Annotated in this window: 21 protein-coding genes; 7 read left to right on the forward strand and 14 right to left on the reverse strand. The window is 54.8% G+C overall.

The genetic code is table 11. The features are described from left to right. Nucleotides 1-88 precede the first annotated feature (88 nt). Together TH468_RS15335 and TH468_RS15340 are read left to right on the forward strand one after the other, a co-directional pair. Nucleotides 89-814 carry a YdcF family protein gene (locus TH468_RS15335; RefSeq protein WP_168177157.1) on the forward strand — a complete coding sequence of 242 codons (726 nt, stop codon included), beginning with the start codon at nt 89-91 and terminating at the stop codon, nt 812-814. 72 nt (nt 815-886) lie between these two features. Next, a complete protein-coding gene (locus tag TH468_RS15340; RefSeq protein WP_085645502.1) occupies nt 887-1,738 on the forward strand; it encodes a 1-acyl-sn-glycerol-3-phosphate acyltransferase in 852 nt (283 codons plus the stop codon). 79 nt (nt 1,739-1,817) lie between these two features. On the opposite strand, the gene TH468_RS15345 is transcribed toward TH468_RS15340, so the two are convergent. The 6 genes from TH468_RS15345 to TH468_RS15370 form a co-directional block, all read right to left on the reverse strand. Further along, nucleotides 1,818-2,753 carry a DMT family transporter gene (locus tag TH468_RS15345; protein ID WP_085645503.1) on the reverse strand — a complete coding sequence of 312 codons (936 nt, stop codon included), beginning with the start codon at nt 2,751-2,753 and terminating at the stop codon, nt 1,818-1,820. After that, a complete protein-coding gene (locus TH468_RS15350; RefSeq protein ID WP_085645504.1) occupies nt 2,753-3,313 on the reverse strand; it encodes a gamma-glutamylcyclotransferase in 561 nt (186 codons plus the stop codon). Before TH468_RS15350 ends, TH468_RS15345 begins: the two co-directional genes overlap by 1 nt. A gap of 43 nt (nt 3,314-3,356) precedes the next feature. Next, the gene (locus TH468_RS15355; RefSeq protein WP_085645596.1) at nt 3,357-4,238 is read right to left on the reverse strand and encodes a DMT family transporter; all 882 of its coding nucleotides are present in this window, start codon (nt 4,236-4,238) and stop codon (nt 3,357-3,359) included. 89 nt (nt 4,239-4,327) lie between these two features. Beyond that, nucleotides 4,328-5,293 carry a prephenate/arogenate dehydrogenase family protein gene (locus tag TH468_RS15360; protein ID WP_007092001.1) on the reverse strand — a complete coding sequence of 322 codons (966 nt, stop codon included), beginning with the start codon at nt 5,291-5,293 and terminating at the stop codon, nt 4,328-4,330. A 1-nt stretch (nt 5,294) separates the two neighbouring features. Further along, nucleotides 5,295-6,392: a histidinol-phosphate transaminase gene (gene hisC, locus TH468_RS15365; RefSeq protein WP_085645505.1), complete on the reverse strand. Its 1,098-nt coding sequence runs from the start codon at nt 6,390-6,392 to the stop codon at nt 5,295-5,297. Between the two features lie 53 nt (nt 6,393-6,445). Next, nucleotides 6,446-7,339, reverse strand: a complete 894-nt coding sequence (locus tag TH468_RS15370) for a chorismate mutase (protein WP_085645506.1) — start codon at nt 7,337-7,339, stop codon at nt 6,446-6,448. A gap of 177 nt (nt 7,340-7,516) precedes the next feature. On the opposite strand from TH468_RS15370, the gene TH468_RS15375 reads away from it, so the two are divergent. The 4 genes from TH468_RS15375 to TH468_RS15390 all read left to right on the forward strand — a co-directional run bounded on the left by TH468_RS15375 (nt 7,517) and on the right by TH468_RS15390 (nt 10,614). Continuing rightward, complete coding sequence (locus TH468_RS15375) at nt 7,517-8,677, forward strand: homoserine O-acetyltransferase (RefSeq protein ID WP_085645507.1); 1,161 nt, start codon at nt 7,517-7,519, stop codon at nt 8,675-8,677. A 3-nt stretch (nt 8,678-8,680) separates the two neighbouring features. Continuing rightward, nucleotides 8,681-9,325, forward strand: a complete 645-nt coding sequence (gene metW, locus TH468_RS15380; RefSeq protein ID WP_085645508.1) for a methionine biosynthesis protein MetW — start codon at nt 8,681-8,683, stop codon at nt 9,323-9,325. Between the two features lie 118 nt (nt 9,326-9,443). Beyond that, nucleotides 9,444-10,313 (forward strand): hypothetical protein, encoded by an 870-nt coding sequence (locus TH468_RS15385; RefSeq protein WP_085645509.1) that lies wholly within the window; start codon nt 9,444-9,446, stop codon nt 10,311-10,313. Between the two features lie 10 nt (nt 10,314-10,323). Continuing rightward, a complete protein-coding gene (locus TH468_RS15390; RefSeq protein ID WP_037987088.1) occupies nt 10,324-10,614 on the forward strand; it encodes a hypothetical protein in 291 nt (96 codons plus the stop codon). Here TH468_RS15390 and moaE read toward each other — a convergent pair. The 7 genes from moaE to TH468_RS15425 form a co-directional block, all read right to left on the reverse strand. Then, nucleotides 10,611-11,069, reverse strand: coding sequence for a molybdopterin synthase catalytic subunit MoaE (gene moaE, locus TH468_RS15395; protein ID WP_085645510.1), 459 nt, complete (start codon nt 11,067-11,069; stop codon nt 10,611-10,613). The genes TH468_RS15390 and moaE overlap by 4 nt on opposite strands. Before the next feature lie 24 nt (nt 11,070-11,093). After that, complete coding sequence (pgsA, locus tag TH468_RS15400) at nt 11,094-11,645, reverse strand: CDP-diacylglycerol--glycerol-3-phosphate 3-phosphatidyltransferase (RefSeq protein ID WP_085645511.1); 552 nt, start codon at nt 11,643-11,645, stop codon at nt 11,094-11,096. Nucleotides 11,646-11,801: 156 nt separating this feature from the next. Beyond that, the gene (locus TH468_RS15405) at nt 11,802-13,052 is read right to left on the reverse strand and encodes a uracil-xanthine permease family protein (RefSeq protein ID WP_246832352.1); all 1,251 of its coding nucleotides are present in this window, start codon (nt 13,050-13,052) and stop codon (nt 11,802-11,804) included. Between the two features lie 175 nt (nt 13,053-13,227). Then, nucleotides 13,228-15,147: an excinuclease ABC subunit UvrC gene (uvrC, locus tag TH468_RS15410; protein ID WP_139834731.1), complete on the reverse strand. Its 1,920-nt coding sequence runs from the start codon at nt 15,145-15,147 to the stop codon at nt 13,228-13,230. A 439-nt stretch (nt 15,148-15,586) separates the two neighbouring features. Further along, nucleotides 15,587-16,012: a dihydroneopterin aldolase gene (gene folB, locus TH468_RS15415; RefSeq protein ID WP_051682075.1), complete on the reverse strand. Its 426-nt coding sequence runs from the start codon at nt 16,010-16,012 to the stop codon at nt 15,587-15,589. A 62-nt stretch (nt 16,013-16,074) separates the two neighbouring features. Further along, on the reverse strand, nt 16,075-16,845 hold the full coding sequence (locus tag TH468_RS15420) for an SDR family oxidoreductase (protein ID WP_168177158.1): 771 nt from the start codon (nt 16,843-16,845) through the stop codon (nt 16,075-16,077). A 160-nt stretch (nt 16,846-17,005) separates the two neighbouring features. Further along, nucleotides 17,006-17,968 (reverse strand): calcium/sodium antiporter, encoded by a 963-nt coding sequence (locus tag TH468_RS15425; RefSeq protein WP_063094364.1) that lies wholly within the window; start codon nt 17,966-17,968, stop codon nt 17,006-17,008. 316 nt (nt 17,969-18,284) lie between these two features. Here TH468_RS15425 and TH468_RS15430 point away from each other — a divergent pair, with 316 nt between their 5' ends. Further along, nucleotides 18,285-20,045 (forward strand): cation:proton antiporter, encoded by a 1,761-nt coding sequence (locus TH468_RS15430; RefSeq protein ID WP_085645514.1) that lies wholly within the window; start codon nt 18,285-18,287, stop codon nt 20,043-20,045. A gap of 62 nt (nt 20,046-20,107) precedes the next feature. On the opposite strand, the gene phoB is transcribed toward TH468_RS15430, so the two are convergent. Next, nucleotides 20,108-20,803: a phosphate regulon transcriptional regulator PhoB gene (phoB, locus tag TH468_RS15435; RefSeq protein ID WP_007091986.1), complete on the reverse strand. Its 696-nt coding sequence runs from the start codon at nt 20,801-20,803 to the stop codon at nt 20,108-20,110. Nucleotides 20,804-20,810 lie beyond the last annotated feature (7 nt).

The raw sequence follows: 20,810 nt of genomic DNA on the forward strand, positions 1-20,810 counted from the left end.
GCGTCGTGATCATTTACTGTTTCGGATCATGACCTTGTCCCAAAAGGAGAGCCCCGTCGCATGCCAGCGTCCCGTCAGGCCCAATCATATGAATAGACCGCCCCTTTCCGTTCAGCACCGACGACGATTTCGCCGGTTCCGGTTTTTGCTATCGACCCTGATCCTGCTGGGGCTGGTCTGGGCGGGTGGCTTTATCTGGTATGTCGACATCATTCCAACCGCGGTTGATGAACCTGATCGCAAGACTGACGCCATCGTTGTTCTAACCGGTGGCAGTGAACGGCTTTCGGAAGGGCGCCGTCTTCTGACCCGCCAACTTGCCAGAAAGCTGTTTATTTCCGGCGTCTATCGCGGGGTTGAAGTCGACGAGCTTCTATCGGCGGGTAAAGCCGATCCCCGGCTGGTTTCATGCTGTGTGGTTCTGGGTCATGTTGCGGAAAACACCCGCGGCAATGCGCAGGAAACGGCGGTTTGGGTGTATGACGAAGGCTATAAAAGCCTGCGCATCGTCACGGCAAACTATCACATGCCGAGGTCGCTTCTGGAATTTCGCAGCCTGATGCCCGATGTAGAAATCATCGCCCACCCGGTGTTCCCCGATAACGTCAAGGTCGACAGCTGGTGGCGATGGCCGGGAAGCGCCAGCCTGATCGCAAGCGAATATAACAAATTCCTGTTTGCCAGCCTCAGGAACTATATCCTGCGGCTGCTGCCAGACGGTGATCGCGCCAACCTGCATGGCCCCGCCCCGACACCAGAACCCTCCAGACAGGATTATTCCGCATCAAATCGCCCGGCGCAGAAATCGGGTTGAAGATACAGCGTTTCACTCGTGTCGTATAACTGTTACAAACCCTTTGACTAAGTGTTTGAAGGATCTGTCTGCATGAGAGCCCTGCGCGCGTTTTTGTTTAACGTGTTGTTTTTCGCCGGTACAACAGCACTTTGCATTTGTATGGTTCCCCTGATGCCGTTTGGTCGCAAGGCCAATCAGCTTGTTGGACATATGTGGTGTCATTTGACGCAAGGCGCGTTGGCCATCTCTGTTGGCATGTATAAACGTATTCGCGGCCTTGAAAACCTGCCGAAAGGCCCCTGTATTCTGGTTGCCAAGCATCAGTCTGCTTGGGAAACCCTGACCTTTCACACGGTCGTGCCTGACCCGGCCTATATCCTGAAAAAGGAACTGACCCGCATTCCGTTGATGGGACAGTTCCTGTTGTTTTCCGGGCAGATTGCGGTCGACAGATCGGCTGGATCATCCGCCCTGAAAGACATGATCAAGGGTGCCGAACGTGCGCTTGAGGACGGCAGGCAGATCGTAATCTTCCCCGAAGGAACCCGCACACCGCCCGGTTCGGATCGGCCGTATCATCCCGGTATTTATGCGCTGTATAAGGCCTTCCCCAATACGCCGGTCATTCCGGTTGCCATCAATTCCGGCATGTTCTGGGGACGTCACAGTTTCATGAAATACGGTGGCGAGGTCACCATGGAATTCCTGCCCGCGATTGAGCCGGATCTGGATCGCAAAACATTTATGAAAACGATCAAGGGCAGGATTGATAACCGCACCCGCGAACTTGAACGCGAAGCGCAAACCGAATTCAATCTACCGACCCTGACATCACGTGACGTCGAGATCGAGGAAGCCCGCGAAAAGGCCGAAGCCGAACAGCAGGAAGCCAAAACCGCAATTCCGATGAAATCCATCGACAGGGAAAAAACGCCGTCCTGATCAGACGGATCGTTCGAACACCAAAAAGGCCGGAGTTTTATCCGGCCTTTTTCAATTCCATCCATTCAATTATCGGCTGCTATGCCTTTCGGCGTGTTGCCTGCCAGATACCAAAGGCAATCAATGCGATCCCGCCCAGATGGTAAAGGTGCAATTCCTCACCCAGAAAGATGATGGCAAGGACACTGGCGAAAACCGGCATCAGATACAGGAACACACCGGCATTCGCCGGGCCGACAACAGCAACGCCCTTGTTCCAGAACAGATACCCCAAAAAGGCTGGTCCTGCCCCGATATAGAAAATCTTCAGCATATCGGGCCATGCCGGATCAAGATGGGTAAAGAACGGTTCACCGCGCACAGCCACCGACCAGATATAAAGCGGCGTCAGGAACACCAACCCGATCAGCGCCGAAACAAACACGAGGCTTAGCGGATGGATCCCCTTGGGGGCACGTTTCAAAAGCATCGAGTACGCCGCCCAGACCATTGCTGAAATCATCGCAAACAGATCGCCCGAGACAAAATTCATCTCGGCAAATACCGAGAAATCACCTTTGGCAATAATCACCGCCGTACCGACACCGGCAATCAGCACACCGGCCCACTGGCCAAGCTTGGGTTTATCAGCAGTCAGGAAAGCTGCGAACAACAGAACCCAGACCGGGGTGGTCGCATTCAGAAGCCCGGTATTGACCGCGGTCGTGTTGTAGGCGGCCAGATAAATGACAATCGAAAACATGAAAACGCCGGTTGTTCCGATCAGGAACATCGACATTTTATGATCCGCCATCAGCCTCAGATCGCGTTTAAGGTGCGGAATACAAACCGGAAACAGCAATACGGCAGCCACAACCCAACGCCAGAACGCCAGCGCCTCAAGCGGCACCGTGGCATTCACCCCGCGTGCAACGACATGGTTTGACCCCCACATCATCGCGCAGGCAACCAGCATCAGATAGGCGGCCATCAATGGGGCATTGGCACCTTTGGACGTTGTGGTGTCGTCCGACATCAGATTCCGGCTCCCATATTGATTTCACCGTATTCGCGGCGCACCAGATCCATCAGATCGTGCAACGGCGGGTCGACAATTCCCATCTCGTCAAGATGGTAGACCGTATTTTCAAGATATTCCAAGTTCGGACCAATATTGCCATGTGCCGCAACAATGATTTCAACCGCCGTTCGCACCGGCAGGTTTCCTGCGAACTGTTCATGCGTTGGATCGGCGACATAGGTGTGCGCGATGACCGTGCGTCCGTCGGCAAGCTCGACCTCGACATCGGCGGGAATATAGGTGTTGGTCACCAGTTCGCGTTCATCAAGATAGGCCTTGACCAACGGCCAGTTGTCCGGCGCGATCCGAAACGCGTTCCCGACACACTCCCCGCCAACATTCAGCCCCAGAACCAGCCCCGGATTTTCCGGTGTGCCGCGATAATGGTGGGAATAGATGCAAAAGGACCGGTGATAACCGCGCAGCGTCGCGCGTGCCCGTTCTTCAAATTCGAAGCCCGGACGCCACAGCAGCGATCCATATCCAAATACCCATCTTTCCTGGGGCTCAGTCAAAATTTCCTCCGGTCATGCTGGTATTTTATGTCCGGTTCTGAACCTAGCGTTTCACCATTACCAATGCCACCCCGAGTGCCGCAACCGCAAATCCGGCAAAGCCGAGTAGGCCCAGATGTTCATCAAAAAGCAGCCAGGCAAAGAAGGCAGCCGTGGGTGGGACAAGGTAAAACATGCTTGCAACCCTTGTTGCCTCGCCCTGCTTGATCAAAACCATCAGAAGCATGATCGCCCCGATTGACAACACCAGAACCAGCCACGCCATCGCAAGAATGAAGTTCATGCTCCATTCGATCACCAAGGGTTCCTTGATCAGGGCAACCACCCCGACAAAGGCCGCCGCGGCGATATACTGGATAACCGTACCGCTCATCAGGTCCATGCCCGTGCAGAACCGTTTCTGATAAAGCGTCCCGGCCGTCATGCCAAACAGCGCCATGATGGCAAGCCCGATGCCAAAGGCCGTAATACCGATCCCGTCACCGATTTTGGGCACCAGCACCAACGCCACACCGATCAGGCCAAGAACAAGCCCTGCCCACTGGCGTCCACTGACACGTTCCCCAAGAAGGGCACCGACGACCGATGCGGTCACGACCGGCTGCAATCCGACGATCAAGGCCGCCAAGCCCGACGGAAGCCCCGTATCAATTGCCCAGAAAACACCGCCCAGATAAATCCCGTGGACAAGAACACCGGTCGTGCTGATATGGGCAACCTGCTGCCAGCTTTTGGGCCATTTGGCACCTAGCAACGAAATCACCGGCACCATCAGAACAATCACAATGGCGAAACGGGCAAATAGAAAAGTAAATGGGTCGGCATAGGGAAGTCCGAACTTTGCGCCAACAAAGCCCGTGCTCCAGAGGAACACAAACACGAACGGCATAATCCGTGCAAAAGCCGGATGATCGGTGGCAGGCATGACGTTCCCCTTTTTCCGGCGAAAGATGCTGTTTGGGGCGCATCTTTCCACCCGACGACGGCCTGCCATTTGCAAACCGTGAAAATTGATTATTTATCGGTCTTGTTTTTGCCCTTGGCGTCGCTTTGGCGGTCCTCACCTTCGGCCGAGAAATTGGTGAAATACTGCCCGGCATCGACAATACCACGGCGGATTTCACGCGTACGGCTGAACAGGTCGAACAGTTTTTCGCCCTCGCCCCAGCGGATCGCGCGTTGCAACGCCATCAAATCTTCCTGAAAACGGCCAAGAACCTCAAGGACCGCTTCGCGGTTATTCAAAAACACGTCGCGCCACATCGTCGGGTCGGATGCGGCAATACGGGTGAAATCACGGAAACCCGATGCGGAAAACTTGATGACTTCCTGACGCAGTGCATCTTCAAGATCGGTTGCCGTCCCGACGATGGTATAGGCGATCAGATGCGGCAGATGCGATGTGATGCCAAGAATGCGATCATGATGATCTGCATCCATGCATTCGACTTTCATGCCACATGCTTCCCAAAGGGCCTGCACGCGTGCGGTCGCACTTTCCTTTTCACCGGGAACCGGGGTCAGGATGCACCACCGGCCTTCGAACAGTTCGGGAAAACCGGAATCCGGTCCGGAATGTTCGGTCCCGGCCAAAGGATGACCCGGCACGAACGAGACGCCTTCGTCAAGATGCGGGGCGATGTCGCGAATGACCGCCTGTTTGACCGACCCGACGTCGGAAACAATCGCACCCTTTTTAAGTTTTCCGGCAAGCTGTGCGCCGATGGCTTCATTGGCCCCAACCGGCGCACAGATCATCACCAGATCGGCATCCTTAACCGCTTCCTTGATGTCGCAATAAGCTTCATCGGCGATACCCAGTTCAAGCACCCGGTCACGGGTGGCTTCGGAACGCACGGCACAGGTGATTTTTTTCGCCAGACCGTCGCGCAGGATACGACGGGCAAGTGACGAGCCAATCAGCCCCATGCCGATAAAGGCAACGGTATCAAAAAGCGGTTCGGATGCGGTGTTGGTCATTTTACCTGTTCACAAAGTCTTTGATCGCCTGAAGGCAGATTTCCATTTCTTCCTTCGTACCGATGGAAATACGCAACATCTGCGGCAGGCCATAGGCCCCAATTTTGCGCGGGATAACGCCCTGTGCCATCATGAAATCATTGGCAGCATCGGCGTTTTTGCCTTCTTCCTTGGGGAATTCGACCAGAACAAAGTTGCCATAGCTCGGATGGGCGATCAGACCGTCAATCGCGTTCACCTGATCACGGAACCACGCCAGCGTTTCGGCATTGTGACGCACGCAGGCATTGACGAATTCATCATCATCCAGTGCCGCAAGACCGGCTTCCTGTGTCGGAAGTGCAACGTTAAACGGATTACGCAGGCGTTGCAGAACATCGGCAACATCAACCGGCGCATAGCACCAGCCAAGGCGAATGCCACCAAGACCATAAATCTTGGAGAAGGTGCGGGTCATGACGGTATTTTTACCGGCACGCACCAGTTCTTCACCGGCAGAATAATCTTCCTGACCGGTCATGAATTCGGCATAAGCCGCATCAACGACCAGAACGATATCTTCGCGCAAGCCATCACGCAGGCGTTTCATTTCCGCATCATTGATGTAGGTGCCCGTCGGATTGTTCGGGTTCGCGACAAAAACGATTTTGGTTTTTTCGGTCACAGCGGCCAGCAACGCATCAACGCTGGTGGTCATATTGGTCTCGGCCGCAGTCACCGGAACCGCACCGACACCCTTGGCCGCAATCGGATACATCAGGAAGCCATGCTGCGAATACAGTACTTCATCCCCCGGACCAGCATAGGCACGGATCAGAAGGGTGATCAACTCGTCCGAGCCGGCACCGCAGACAATCTGATCGGCTTCAATATTGTATTTTTCAGCCAGTTTGTTGCGCAGCGCCTCGCAACCACCATCGGGATATCGATGCAGCTTTTCAGCCGACTTGCGCAGGGCCTCGATGGCCTTGGGGCTTGGGCCAAGCGCGCCTTCGTTTGATGAAAGCTTGATTACGCGGGTTGCACCATCGGTGCGCGACTTGCCGCCAACATAAGGCGCAATATCAAGAATTCCGGGACGTGGGGTGGGCGCAGACATTTCCTAGTTTCTCCCAGTGGGCAGGGCCGGTGACAATCAACCGACCGGTATTATCAACTCAGCGCGTCTTCAGGAATCGGCACGCCATAGGCACCGACAACACTGAGCCCTTCGGGATCAAGTCCCTGATCGGTCAGTGCGCGCTGAAACGCTTCGGCGCGATTACAAAAGAATCCCGGCACATCAACAAGAACAAAACGCCGATCACCACTTTCATCGGCAGAAAAGCCAAGGATTGCCGAACCATCGATGCCATTCGCAATTTTTTTGCGCGCCGTATCCATCGAAATCTCGTTTGGCAGGCTGACGATAAACAGCGTGCGATCATCCCCGCTTTCTTCAAGCTCGATTGCCGAAAGGACAAATCCTTCGGTCTGCTCACCCCGTCCGACCGGACGCCCGCCAAATGGCAGTTTCGAGACAATGCGCACCGGGCTGTCATCGGACAGCAAAGTCCACCACGGCTGTGCTTCACCAAGTTCCGGTTTCGGGAACACACCGACCGCCGCACGGCCTTCTTCAAGGGCGTAAAATGCCTCGCGCGGGGTATCGAATTCGACGATTTCGTTGAGGCAGCCAAAATTAAGGCGCGCCAGTTCCCAGCAATCAACCCCGTCGGCATTGCGGCAAAGGGCAACCGTATAAGGAGCTTCAAGACGCGTTCCGGCAGCGATCATTTCGCGCCAGATCTGGATCAGGGCTGTTTTCGGAAAGGCACCATCGTGACGATCAACCAGTGTACGCATGATACGGGCTTCACGTGCCGGACGATAGGGCACCTTGACCTTGCCACCGGCCGCAATCACCCGGTCCTTATAGGCCCCGACCGCCTGTACAACCTTGGTGCGCCGAATGATCAGGGATTGCAGAGCCTGATCGATATCATCGATTTCCGCCCTCAGCCCGTTCAGGTCAAGATTTGCTAAATTTTCGTCGCTTTGCGCCATGATCCGCTCTTTTCTCAAACGGCGCCCAGTATTAGGACAGGGCAGCCGAAAAGCAAAGAAAAGATTGACTAAATCCCGCTCTATTCCTAGCTAGAACAGGCTTGTTTCCTTCGATAGCAAGGAACAGCCAGCACTGCCTGCAAGAAAAACAACCTAATCAAAGGGAAACGGACATTCATGTCGACCGCGGCCAGAACGGATCAGCGCAGCAAACTTCCCGGCCATCACATGGTCCTTGGGGAGACCGAAAAGCTGCGCCTTGATAGCGGCATCGAATTCGGGCCGTTCACCATTGCCTATCAGACATATGGCGAACTTAACGCCGACAAAACCAACGCCATTCTGGTCTGCCATGCGCTAACCGGGGATCAGTATGTCGCCGATGAAGTCCACCCGATCACCGGCAAGGAAGGCTGGTGGCGTGAAATCGTCGGGTCGGGCAAAATCATCGATACCAACAAATATTTCGTCATTTGTTCGAACGTGATTGGCGGTTGCCTGGGAAGTACCGGGCCCAAGGAAATCAACCCGGCTACCGGCAAGCCCTGGGGCCTTGATTTCCCGGTGATCACGATTGCCGATATGGTGCGTGCGCAGACCATGCTGATTGATGCATTGGGCATCGATACCCTGTTTGCGGTTATTGGCGGCTCGATGGGCGGCATGCAGGTTCTTGAATGGTGCAAAAGCTATTCCCATCGCGTTTTTGCCGCCGCCCCGATTGCAACCAGCTTCCGCCATTCGGCGCAAAACATCGCGTTTCACGAAGTCGGGCGTCAGGCGGTCATGGCCGATCCGGACTGGTGCGGGGGCAATTACCTGCTTGAAGGCAAAAAGCCTTCCCGCGGGTTGGCCGTGGCGCGGATGACCGCGCACATCACCTATCTGTCGCAACCGGCCCTGCATCGCAAATTCGGCCGCAAGCTTCAGAACCGTGGCGCAATTACCTATAGCTTCGATCACGATTTCCAGATCGAAAGCTATCTGCGCCATCAGGGCAAAAGCTTCGTCGACCGGTTTGACGCCAACAGCTACCTTTATATCACGCGCGCGATGGATTATTTCGATCTATCCGCCGATGCCGAAGGCCGCCTTGGCGAGGCATTTGTTGGCTGCAAAACCCGTTTCTGTGTCATTTCATTTTCCAGCGACTGGTGCTTTACCACCGCCGAAAGCCGCCAGCTTGCCCATGCACTGAATGCATCATCGTGCAATGTCAGTTGTGTCGAAATCGAAAGCGACAAGGGGCATGATGCCTTCCTGCTCGACGAGCCGGATTTCCATATGGTGTTAAGTGGCTTTATCGAAGGCGCTGCTGAAATCCGGGGATTGAAATAGGTTATGAATCACTCTTTACCAAACGCGACCGGCGTTATCCCGAATGACCGCATTCGTGTCGACCTCCAGCTGATTGCCGATATGGTCGAACCGGGTACGCGCGTGCTTGATATCGGATGCGGCGATGGTGAATTGCTGGGTTATCTGACGCGCAGCAAGGATGTTGACGGTCGCGGACTTGAACTATCCAACGAGGGGGTGCGCAATTGCGTGGCACAGGGTCTTCCGGTGATGCAGGGCGATGCGGATCGTGATCTTGGCGATTATCCCGACGGGGCGTTTGATTACGCCATCCTCAGCCAGACATTGCAGGCGACCAACCGCCCGAAACAGGTTCTGACCGAATTGCTTCGCATCGGTCAGAAAGCCATCGTTTCCTTCCCGAATTTCGGTCATTGGCGTGCGCGGTTTGATCTGATGTTCCGCGGGCGCATGCCGCAAAACCCGAACCTGCCGATCATGTGGTACGAAACCCCGAACATCCATTTTTGTACCGTCCGGGATTTTGTCGCCCTTTGTGATGAATGCGGCTTTAAAATCGAACGGTCGATGGTGCTGAACGAAAGCGGATCGAAAGTCAGCCTGGACAGCCATTCCCGGCTGGCCAACTTCTTTGGCAATCAGGCGCTTTTCATGCTGAGCAAATAGCACTGCCATTTTCCGGATTAAAAAGGCCGCAGCAAATCTGCGGCCTTTGTCATTTTTGCTGTCACATTTTCCCCCTCCCCCCGTCAGATGACGAGCATGATCACGTGATGGGGACGTTATGGCAGTTTCATCGATCTACCAATTCACACGCAAGGCAGTACTGATTATTGGCATCGGGCTCTTGGCCGCCTGTTCGCAAAAGGCCGAAACCCTGAAAATCACGGTCACCCAGTTTGGCAGCGCGACCGAGGATGCCTTTGAAGCCTATGGCACGGCACAGACCGCACAGTTTGCGCCAGCGCCAAAATCGCAAAACGCCCGGCAATCGGAATTCATCGCGAATATGGAAGCCTTCACAGGCAAGGTGACGCCATCCAATCTGCCGACCCTGCTTGATCCGGATGCGGTTAAAATCGATCCGAATGTTGCGCAACAATGGCAAAAGACACTGGCCAGCCTGCGAAACCAGTATCAGCAATTTGTCGCGATTTTCGACCAGATCGAAGCGGGATCGGCACTTGGGGCATCGGCGGTAACGGATTCCGGTCCGATCCTTGAAAAACTGCGCAGTCAGCTTGACGCCATTACCAACGACCTGGCCAAAGACCCGCCGCAATTTCTGGTGCGCCGTGGCACACTGATTGCCGATTTGAACAAAATCCGTTCCGAACCGAACGATGATGACGATGCCAAATCACTGCGTCTGCAAATCTGGTGGCAGGATTGGAACGCTTTGATAGCCGAAGAAAAACTGCTTCAGGCACATACACTGCGAAGTTTCATGGCGGCATCTGCGTTGGGCAGACATTTGCAAACGCAGATCGATAATTACGCCAAGCTGGATGTAAATGCCCTGATCGGGGCTGCCGAACAAGGCATAACACTGGTCGGAAAGGTGCGCAGCCTGTCCACAACGGAACTTGTCGCCGAGGGCCGCAATCTGTTTGAGACCGCAACCGGCAGCACAATAGCCATACCGGCACAATAGGGAGATTCCCATGAACAATCTTGATGAATTGATCCGCGCGGCCAAAAACAGCTTTGTTGAAATTGACGCAGCCTATCAGGCAGCCGACATCAACGAAAAACTGGTGATGGCCGAAACGCGCAACAAGGCCGCCGATCAGCTTATAGCGCTTCAGGCCAAGCGACTGATCCGGAATGCATCGGCAATTACCGATGCGGATATAACCGAGATGAAGAACCTTAAAGACCGGATCGACGATGCCGCCCAAATCCAAACAGCCCTGCTGCAATTTGTCGGGTTGCTGGCAAAATTTGTCGGTTAATCAGTGTTCCAGCGATCGGCATCGGCATCGTCCGATGCCTTCGCTGTGACCCAGTGATCGCCTTTGGGGGTCTGTTCGCGTTTCCAGAAGGGCGCACGGGTTTTAAGGAAATCCATGATGAAGTCGCAGGCTTCGAACGCGGCGCGACGATGGGCCGACAACGTGATCACCAAGACAATCCGTTCACCGGGTAACATACGCCCGAACCGATGCACAATCCGCACATCATCAAGCGGCCAGCGTCTGGCGGCCTCGTCTGCGATATGTTCAAGTTCGCGTTCGGTCATCCCCGGATAGTGATCAAGGGTCAGAGCCGAAACCTGATCACCGCCATGAATATCACGCACCAGTCCAACGAAACTGACCGCCGCCCCGATATCGGTACGGCCATCGGTCAGGGCTGCCAGTTCGGCGCCCGGATCAAAATCGTTTTCCTGAACGGATATGCGTGCCATGCGGAACCTTATCCTATGCAGCCCTTAATCAAGATGCTTCAGCCCGGTGCGAAGATAGATATACCCGGTCTGAACCGTCACCAGCCCGGCAATCCATAACAGAATATCACCTATCAGTATCGACGGGATCATGTCCGGCGACGCATCGCCAACCAGAAGAAACCCGATGGCAAGGATTTGTGCCGTGGTTTTCCATTTCGCAAGCACTGTCACCGGCAGCGGTACTTTCAGTTCGGCCAGATGTTCGCGCAGGCCCGACACCATGATTTCCCGGCACATGATGATCACTGCCGGCAAAACAGCCAGACCGGAAATACGTTCAAACGCCACCATCATCATCAGGGCGGCGGCAACCAAAAGCTTGTCCGCGATGGGATCAAGGAACCGGCCAAGCGGCGAAACCACATTCATGCTACGCGCAAGGTAGCCATCAAAAAAGTCCGTCACCCCTGCAAAGGCAAACAGCACAAACCCGATCCAGTTACCAACCGGTCCGTTGATATAGAAGGACGCGACCAATGCCGGAATCACGATGATGCGCGACAATGTCAGCAGATTGGGAATCTGGTTTTTCATGAGGGGCCTGTTTGCGGGTATGTGCGGCAGCAATAAAATTTCGGATGACCTGTTATGAGCCAAACCGCACAATTATTAAAGTCTTGAATATATGACAACAAGGGCGATGTTTCAGATGTCAAACAACCGAAACATCGCCCTTGCGTTTCAAACGCCTCAGTCCGCGGGGGCCTCGGATGATTTGCGACCAATGCTGAGCAACTGGTAGAGAATGATTGCCGCAAGCGTCGCCGTGCCGATCCCGCCAATCGCGAAACCGCCAAATTTCACCGTGAAGTCGCCGCCCCCGAAAATAAGGGTGATGCCAACGGTGAAAAGATTGCGCGGATCGGAAAAATCGACCCGGTTATCCACCCAAAGGCGCACCATCGCCGCTGCGATAAGTCCAAATACCGCAACACCAAGCCCGCCCAGAACCGGTGCCGGGATGGTATGGAGCAACGCCCCGAATTTCGGCGAAAAGCCCAGCAGGATTGCAATGACAGCCGCAATCACAAAGATCAGGGTCGAAAAGACGCGAGTGACGGCCATGACACCCATGTTTTCAACATAGGTGGTCACCCCCGTACCGCCGCCCGACCCGGCAAGCATGGTTGCCAGACCATCGCCGACAAAGCCACGGCCGATATAGCGATCCATATTCTGTTTGGTCATGCCGCCAATCGCTTTGATATGACCGAGGTTCTCCGCCACCAGAATGAAGGCGACAGGTGCGATCATGACCATCGCCGAATTTTCAAACCGTGGCGCGACAAACGCTGGCATCCCAAACCATGCGGCTTGCGACAATTCGGAGAAATCAATCACGGGCATCAGGCCCAAACCATTGCCAAGAACCAGCACCAACACATAACCGGCCAGAATTCCAATCAGAATCGATACACGACGCACAGAAACCGGCGCATAGACAGAAACCATCGCCACCGACAGCAATGTCAGAAGAGCCACCAGCATATGCATGTTATCGCCCGTGATGCCATTGATCCCGACCGGCGCCAGATTAAGCCCAATCGCTGCGCCAACCGCACCGGTGACCGCAGGCGGCATCAGTTTTTCCACCCAGCCAGTCCCGGTCGCCATCACAATCAAACCGATCACGGCATAAAGCGCACCAGCAGCGATGATCCCGCCAAGGGCCCCACCAATATCCGGGTTTGGTCCCGATCCAGCATAACCGGTGGCGGCAATCACCACGGCGATAAAGGCAAAGGACGAGCCCAGATAACTCGGTACACGGCCCGCCGTGCAGATGAAGAAGATCAGGGTGCCGATACCGGAAAACAGGATCGCCAGATTGGGATCAAACCCCATCAGAAGCGGGCCAAGAATGGTTGCCCCCGACATGGCAACAAGGTGCTGCAAGCCCATCGGGAACATCGCGCCCCACGGCAGACGTTCATCAGGCATGACAGTAGAAGACCGGGTCAGAGACCAGGAAGGAAAGTATCGCATCGGTTTCCTTAAGCTGACTTTTAGACGTTACCCCAGTAACGCACTCTGCCCGATCAGCATGGCGCGTTATCAAACCGCGTCGGGTATCGCGCCCTGACCGGCAAAAAGCAAGATGCCTGCCACAGGTTTTTTATTCCGTGTCATGGAAATGATCATAAATCTTGCGCGCAAGGGCGGCACTTATGCCGTCTACCGCCTCAAGATCGGCCAATCCAGCATCGGCGACGCCGCGGGCGGAGCCGAAATGATGCAGCAGCGCCTTTTTTCGTGCCCCGCCAACACCGGGCACGTTGTCCAGAACGCTTTTACCAATCTGCTTGGATCGTTTGGCGCGATGCGTGCCAATCGCCCAGCGATGGGCTTCATCGCGCAAACGCTGGATGAAATATAAAACCGGGTCCTGCATATCAAGGCGCACGGGCGGTTTTCCGGGGATATGCAGCACTTCCTTGCCCGCATTTCGATCAACACCCTTGGCAACGCCGACAAGCATCACGTCTTCGATCCCTAGGTCTTCTAGCACTTCGCGGGCAACGCCAAGCTGCCCCAAGCCACCATCGATCAGGCAAAGGTCCGGCCATGTTCCGTTTTCGCGGTCCGGGTCTTCTTTTTGCGCACGGGCAAAGCGGCGGGTCAGCACTTCGCGCATCATGGCAAAGTCATCACCCGGCGCGATGTCGCCCTTGATGTTGAATTTGCGATAGGCACTTTTCATGAAACCTTCTGGCCCGGCGACAATCATGCCACCGACCATATTGGTGCCCTGAATGTGGCTGTTATCATAAACCTCGATGCGTTCCGGCGTGCTATCCAGTTCGAGTTTATCAGCCAGATCTTCCAGCAATTTCCGTTGCGAAGCACTTTCGGCCATGCGCCGCCCCAGCGCATCCTTTGCATTGGTCAACGCATGTTCAACAAGCTTGCGCCGACCGCCACGCTTGGGTACCTGCAGGGTGATCTTGCGGTTATTGTTGATCGACAATGCGGTTTCGACCAGTTCCTGACCTTCGATCTCATGCGATAGCAGCACCTGTTTCGGGGCCGGTTTATCGGCATAAAACTGCCCGACAAAGGCCGACAGGATTTCGGGAATTTCCGCCCCCTGCTCATGTCGCGGGAAATAGGATCGGTTGCCATAGTTCGAACCAGACCGAAAGAAGAAGACCTGAACACAGCTTTGTCCGCCCTCGTGATGCAGGGCAATCACATCGGCCTCTTCTACGCCTTCCAGATTAATGTCCTGATGCGACCTGATCTGACTAAGCGCACGGATACGGTCGCGATACATCGCCGCCTGCTCGAAATCCATCCGCTCAGACGCGGCAAGCATGTCGGCTTCAAGCTGTTTAAGGATTTTCTGGCTGCGTCCGGTCAGGAAGTCACGGCAGATATCTACAAGCCCGTCATATTCGGCCTTGGCAACCCGATCCACACACGGCGCTGAGCATCGCTTGATTTGATATAGCAGACAAGGACGCGACCGGTTGGAAAATACAGTATCGGTGCAGGACCGCAGCAAAAAGGCACGCTGCAAATGGTTGATCGTGTTGTTCACCGCCCAGGCGGACGCAAACGGACCAAAGCAACTGCCATCCTTGGCCCGTGCCCCGCGATGTTTGACGATGCGCGGATAATCATGATCCTCGGTGATCAGGATATAGGGGAAACTTTTGTCATCGCGCAGAAGGATATTGTAACGCGGTTTAAGCTTCTTGATCAGGTTGGATTCAAGAAGAAGCGCCTCGGCTTCGGTGTGGGTGGTGATGATTTCCATCCGCACCGTCTGCGCGACCATACGGGCAATCCGTATCGGCAACTGCATCAGACGGGTATAAGCCACCACGCGCTTTTTAAGGTTCTTGGCCTTGCCGACATAAAGAACCCGGTCCTTGTCATCAATCATGCGATAGACACCGGCCGATCCCGGCATGGTTTTCAGGGCATTTTTGATGGCCTCGACACCGCGCGCAGCCCCCCCGTCATAATCATCGCCTTCAAGCGACAATCCGATTTCCCGAGCGGGGTTTTCGGAGGGGGTTTCAGGCTTCATCAGGCGTCTCCGGCAGATTTATTAAAAATCAAAAGTTGTGATGGCTGTCACTTCTCAAAGTGGCTTCCGACAATACCCAAAAAGATTAACGTCGCAACATCACTTCACAGAATCGCAACCCAAAAAAGATGTCCACCAAGGCTGTGGATAAGTTTGTGGGTAATAGGGGGGCTCTTTGCTGCACCCCTTGAGAGTCTTAACGTTCTATGAAGTGCACATTTATTGAGCAAACAGTCTAAGTTATTGTTTTTAAACACAAAAAATACTGTCAACCTGAAAACATTCGGTAATACAGGAGTCAAAAAAGAATATTTTCCTTTGATTCCATGCCCCCAGATGCTTGTGCATAAGGGAGACAGCGATTCGGCCTAGAGGAATCACAGAGTCCCCGTCCAAAACCGTTAACAAAAGTAAATTTTAAGCAGATTTACGGATGGGATCAGCGCGCGATATTAAAGCGCTCTATTTCCACTCCGACCGCGGCAACGTCGTCAAAGACATCAAGCTTTTCAACCCGGACGTTTACCTTGCGTACCCGACGATCCGCCAGGCACATATCGGCCAGTTTTTCCCCAAGGGTTTCCACAAGGTTCACATGACCGTCGCGGCAAATTTCCCGCGTGCCGGTCACCAGATCCTCGTAGCTTAAAACAGTGGCAATATCGTCATTCTGGACACCCTCGCCTTCCAGAACGGCAAGGTCCAGATTGATCCGCACCCGCTGCGGAGCATGTTTTTCATGGTCATATACGCCAATGGATGTCTCGACAACCATGTCACGCACGAAGACACGACGCAAACTGCCGGCATGATCTGCATAGGGCAGTGTCGTAATGTTATCGTCCTGCTTAAGGCCTGCGGTCATGGTCTGGTCTTCCTTGTGCTGCGCTTGGTGCGGCCAGATGTCCGGAACCCAAGCCCGACGCATCATTCTTCTGGCATATTCTGTTCGCCACTGGGCGCCCAATTGAGGTGCTGCCCGCCGTCAAGCGCTAACATTTGCCCGGTGATGGCTGGCGCGGCAAGGAAAAATCGTACCGCGTCGCAAATCTCTTGCGGGTTTGTCCCAATTTTCAGGGGCGTCTGATCGCATTGCTGATCGAAAACTTCCTGCGTTTGCCGGACACTAGGCAGTGCCGGGCCGGGACCAATCGCATTGACCCGGATGTGCGGCGCTAATGCCAGTGCCAGTGTCTGGGTCAGCGTCCAAAGACCGGCCTTGGACAAGGTATAAGTCATGAAATGCGGTGTCAGATTCCAGACACGCTGATCAATCAGGTTGATGATGACGCCCTTTTGCCCGGTGGGCAGCCGTTTGGCGAAATCCTGCGACAACACAAACGGTGCGCGCAGATTGGCTTCCATATGATAGTCCCAGCCCTCACGCGTGGCGGTGCTGATATCATCATATTCAAAGGTGGATGCATTATTGATCAGCACACCAATCGGGCCAAGTGCCGCCGTTGCTTCGCGTACTACACGGCTGGTGTCTTCTTCCTTGCCAAGATCAGCCGAAATAACACAGGCGCGGCGACCAAGGGACCGGATTTCCTCGGCAAGCTGTTCCGCATCCCTGCGCGAGGAATGGCAATGAAGGGCAACATCATAACCCTGTGTCGCCAGATCAAGCGATAAAGCCCGTCCGATACGCTTGGCAGCCCCGGTTACAAGAGCCGTTTTAGGCATTTTCCCTGTCATCTGGTTTCCATCCCGTTCATCAAGGTGCGCCTCTTTCCCGGGGAAGGCAGCCCCCCTTAAATATCGGCCGCCGTCATTTATGTTTGGTCATTCCGGAACTTACAATCAAACCCGCCAGCCGGTCCATCACCGCATTTACCGTTTCAGGCATGAAGATCAATCATGCCGTAACCAGACTCGCGACATATCCAAGATAGGCAAGAACAAAGACAATCCCCGTAATCCGCGACACGCCGCGCAGGAAATAGCCGACAACCAGCAAAAGAATAGTCACCGCCAACATGATCCACAGATCGGATTGCAGTATCTGATCAGGCACCGCAATCGGCGCAATCAGCGATACACCACCGATGATCACCAGCAGGTTCAAAAGATTGGAACCAACAACATTGCCAAGTGCAACGTCGGAATGCCCGCGGAACGCGGCAACAATCGATGCCGCCAGTTCAGGAAGCGATGTTCCGAATGCGACAAGGGTCAAGCCAATGACGGCTTCGGACACACCGAACTGACGCGCGACAGAAACACCACCATCCACCAGCAGATCCGCCCCATAGGTCAAGGCGACAATCCCGATAACCGTAGCAACAATCGGCTTGAGCCAACCGCTTGGTACTTCGCCGACTTCGTCGACTTCTTCCTCATGCAGGTGGCTGGCATCACCCGGGCTTTTTTTGTCATGCTGATAGGTAAAGTACCAGATCGCTGCCAGAACCAGCAGCATCACCGCCCCAGCCCAGCGTTCGACAACGCCAAACATGCAAAGCCCGATGAACAGAACGGTCCCCAGCAGCATGGTGCCGCCATCGCGCACAACCATGGTCCGCGATGCCGTAATCGGTTTTAGAACCGCTGTTGCGCCGAGGATCAAAAGAATATTGGCAATGTTGGAGCCCACCACGTTCCCCATCGCGATGTCGCCCGACCCGGCAAGCGCCGCATTCAGCGACACGACAAATTCGGGGGCCGACGTCCCCGCGGCAACCACGGTCAAACCAACAATGATCTTGGAAACCCCCATCAACAGCGCCAGACCGACAGCACCGCGAACAATGAACTCACCACCGGCAGTCAAAAGCACAAGACCACCGATAATCTGCAAATAGGGGATGAACTGTTCCAATTCCGGCCTGCTCGTTTGGGGAAATTTCTGATTTTTCATGCCCTTTTATGGGCCAGCGGAACATGGCACTGCGAACGCAGAATAGCAAGCTGCGTCGTCCCGTCGTAATACCATTCGTCACATCGGTGTGATGCGGTTCCCACACTGGCACGCATGCCGAAAGCAATCGTCGCGGGCGCATACTCTTAAGACGTGTCATCCATCACAGATGCCCTCTCATACGCGAAATTTCCATAGAAATCATAGGGGTATTTCCGCTATCCTGATGTGAACGACTTCCTTTACACGCCTATCTGCGCCGGACGCATAATCCATCATGTCACACAGCGTTCTTTTCGAGCTGTTCCTTGTCCTGACCGCCGCGGTGATTGCCGTCCCGCTGGCACAGAAATTACGTGCGAACTCGATCATCGGTTTCCTGATCGGCGGCTTTTGCATCGGCCCTTTCGGTTTTGGCCTGATCAGTGACCGCGAAGACATTTCCACCGTCGCCGAGCTTGGCATTGTCTTTCTGCTGTTCATGATCGGTCTTGAATTGTCGCGAGAACGCTTGCGCGTGATTGGGGGCCGGTTCGCGACCCTTGGCTTCCTGCAGATCGGCGTCACGATGGCCGTGATGTTCGGTGTATTGCTGCTGATCAATTACGATATGCCTGCCTCCATCGTTATTGCCGGGGCACTTGCCCTGTCATCAACGGCGATCATCCTTAAACAGCTTTCTGATGAACGGCAGTTGCACACACGTTTCGGTCGTGCAGCCCTTGCCATCCTGCTGTTGCAGGACGTTGCGGTTGGTCCCTTCCTGATCATGGTGCAGGCCGCTGGCAAGGCCGGGACCGAAACCAGCCCATGGATCAGCGCGTTAAGTGGGGTCGGCGCTGTTGCCGTCCTGCTGCTGGCCGGTCGTTATCTGCTGCCACGATTGTTTCGTTACATTGCGTCCCTTAAAAATCCCGAACTTTTTGCAATCGGGACCCTGTTTGTCGTTCTGGCTGCCAGCACATTGACCGAAGCCGCGGGCCTTTCAATGGCGCTTGGTGCCTTTATCGCCGGGGTAATGTTGGCCGAGACCGAATTCCGCCATCAGATCGAAGCCGACATTTCGCCATTTCGCGGTGTTTTCCTGTCGCTGTTCTTCATGTCTGTGGGAATGTCGGTCAATGCCAATGTGGTCATCGGTCAGGCCGGAACGATCATTTTGTGGCTGATCGGGCTTCTGGTCATAAAGGCAGCGGTTCTTTTCGGATTGTCCCTGTTGATCGGCTTTAACCGGGCATCGTCAATCCGGGTCGCCATGAGCCTGGCCGCCGGTGGTGAATTCGCCTTCGTCATGCTTGCACTGGCATCGCAGAACGGGGCGGTTCCGATTGACATCGCCGTGATGCTGATCCCGGTGGTTGCGATTTCGATGGGTCTGACGCCGACTTTGATTTCGCTCGGCCATCGCATCGAACAGAAGCTTCATCCCAAGGAAACCGATCAGCTCAGCGAAATTTCGGATGAAACCGACGGCATTCAGAAACATGTTCTGGTGATTGGTTGCGGGCGCGTCGGCCGGGTTCTGGCCCGTCTGCTGCGCACCAAGGAAATCCCGTTTATCGTTCTGGAATCCGATGCCCAACAGGTTTCGCGTGGCCGAGCCGAAGGCCTGCCGGTTTATTTTGCCGATGGGTCCCGACCGGAAACATTTCGTGCCGCCCATACCGAACAGGCCCATATTGCCGCCGTTGCCATGGGCAACCCGCACGCAACGGAAAAGACCGTCGCCTTGCTGCGACAGCATTATCCGCATCTGAAAATCTTTGCCCGTGCCCAGGACATCACCCATATCGGTCCCCTGTCACGCAGTGGTGCCGATGCGGCCATCCCCGAGGTACTTGAAACCGGTTTACGCCTGTCCGATCACGTTCTGGCGGCCTGCGATATCCCGCAGGAAGATATCGATATCGAAATAGCCAAGTTCCGGCGTGCCGATATGCTGCTGATGAACGAACTTGCCCCGCGCACCGCGCGCCAAAAAACCGAAGACCAGGCACAAAAAACTGCCAAACCGGAAAAATCCAGGAAAAGCAACTGAAACACAAAGACCCCCATCACAATAATGGGGGTCTTTCGTTTCGTCTTCCGGAATAACCGCAATCAGGCGGCTTCGACATCCAGTGCATAACCCGCGGCACGAACCGTGCGGATCACATCGCGCGTTCCCTTGACGTCATTCAATGCCTTGCGCAGACGACGAATGTGAACATCAACCGTGCGGGTTTCGACATAGATATTCGGCCCCCAAACCGCATTCAGAAGCTGCTCGCGCGAGAAAACCCGCCCCGGATGTTCCAGGAAATAACGCAGCAGACGGAATTCGGTTGGGCCAAGATGGATAGCCTTGCCGTTACGACTGACACGATGGGCGGCCAGATCCATTTCGATATCAGAATAGATCAACTGCCCTTGTGGTTGCGCCGGACCGGATCGACGCAGAAGTGCGCGAATACGGGCCAGCAATTCACCAATCGCAAACGGCTTGGTCACATAATCATCGGCCCCGGTATCAAGGCCGCGGATGCGGTCGCCTTCTTCGCCACGCGCCGTAACCATGATCACCGGCAAATCGCGGCTTTCAGGCTTCCGGCGGATCTGGCGGCAAACCTCGATCCCTGACATCACCGGCAGCATCCAGTCCAGAAGGACCAGATCGACATGGGTTTCGGCCAGAATTTTCAACGCTTCGTCACCGTCCCCGGCTTCGACAACCTGCATCCCCTCGCGTTCGAGGTTGTAGCGCAACATGGTTACGATTGCAGCTTCGTCCTCGACGATAAGAACCGTTGGGTCCATCTTCCTA

Source organism: Thalassospira sp. MCCC 1A03138 (assembly GCF_002115785.1).
Classification (GTDB): domain Bacteria; phylum Pseudomonadota; class Alphaproteobacteria; order Rhodospirillales; family Thalassospiraceae; genus Thalassospira.

Bases quoted from the DNA above. Each gene is read 5' to 3' on its own strand.
- uvrC (WP_139834731.1), bottom strand. From the start codon at position 15,147: ATGAAGCCTGAAACCCCCTCCGAAAACCCCGCTCGGGAAATCGGATTG.
- pgsA (WP_085645511.1), bottom strand. From the start codon at position 11,645: ATGAAAAACCAGATTCCCAATCTGCTGACATTGTCGCGCATCATCGTG.
- TH468_RS15360 (WP_007092001.1), bottom strand. From the start codon at position 5,293: ATGACCAACACCGCATCCGAACCGCTTTTTGATACCGTTGCCTTTATC.
- TH468_RS15335 (WP_168177157.1), top strand. From the start codon at position 89: ATGAATAGACCGCCCCTTTCCGTTCAGCACCGACGACGATTTCGCCGG.
- TH468_RS15370 (WP_085645506.1), bottom strand. From the start codon at position 7,339: ATGGCGCAAAGCGACGAAAATTTAGCAAATCTTGACCTGAACGGGCTG.
- TH468_RS15390 (WP_037987088.1), top strand. From the start codon at position 10,324: ATGAACAATCTTGATGAATTGATCCGCGCGGCCAAAAACAGCTTTGTT.
- TH468_RS15430 (WP_085645514.1), top strand. From the start codon at position 18,285: ATGTCACACAGCGTTCTTTTCGAGCTGTTCCTTGTCCTGACCGCCGCG.
- TH468_RS15375 (WP_085645507.1), top strand. From the start codon at position 7,517: ATGTCGACCGCGGCCAGAACGGATCAGCGCAGCAAACTTCCCGGCCAT.
- TH468_RS15340 (WP_085645502.1), top strand. From the start codon at position 887: ATGAGAGCCCTGCGCGCGTTTTTGTTTAACGTGTTGTTTTTCGCCGGT.
- TH468_RS15345 (WP_085645503.1), bottom strand. From the start codon at position 2,753: ATGTCGGACGACACCACAACGTCCAAAGGTGCCAATGCCCCATTGATG.
- moaE (WP_085645510.1), bottom strand. From the start codon at position 11,069: ATGGCACGCATATCCGTTCAGGAAAACGATTTTGATCCGGGCGCCGAA.
- TH468_RS15385 (WP_085645509.1), top strand. From the start codon at position 9,444: ATGGCAGTTTCATCGATCTACCAATTCACACGCAAGGCAGTACTGATT.
- phoB (WP_007091986.1), bottom strand. From the start codon at position 20,803: ATGGACCCAACGGTTCTTATCGTCGAGGACGAAGCTGCAATCGTAACC.
- TH468_RS15420 (WP_168177158.1), bottom strand. From the start codon at position 16,845: ATGACAGGGAAAATGCCTAAAACGGCTCTTGTAACCGGGGCTGCCAAG.
- hisC (WP_085645505.1), bottom strand. From the start codon at position 6,392: ATGTCTGCGCCCACCCCACGTCCCGGAATTCTTGATATTGCGCCTTAT.
- TH468_RS15405 (WP_246832352.1), bottom strand. From the start codon at position 13,052: ATGCCTGATGAACGTCTGCCGTGGGGCGCGATGTTCCCGATGGGCTTG.
- folB (WP_051682075.1), bottom strand. From the start codon at position 16,012: ATGACCGCAGGCCTTAAGCAGGACGATAACATTACGACACTGCCCTAT.
- metW (WP_085645508.1), top strand. From the start codon at position 8,681: ATGAATCACTCTTTACCAAACGCGACCGGCGTTATCCCGAATGACCGC.
- TH468_RS15355 (WP_085645596.1), bottom strand. From the start codon at position 4,238: ATGCCTGCCACCGATCATCCGGCTTTTGCACGGATTATGCCGTTCGTG.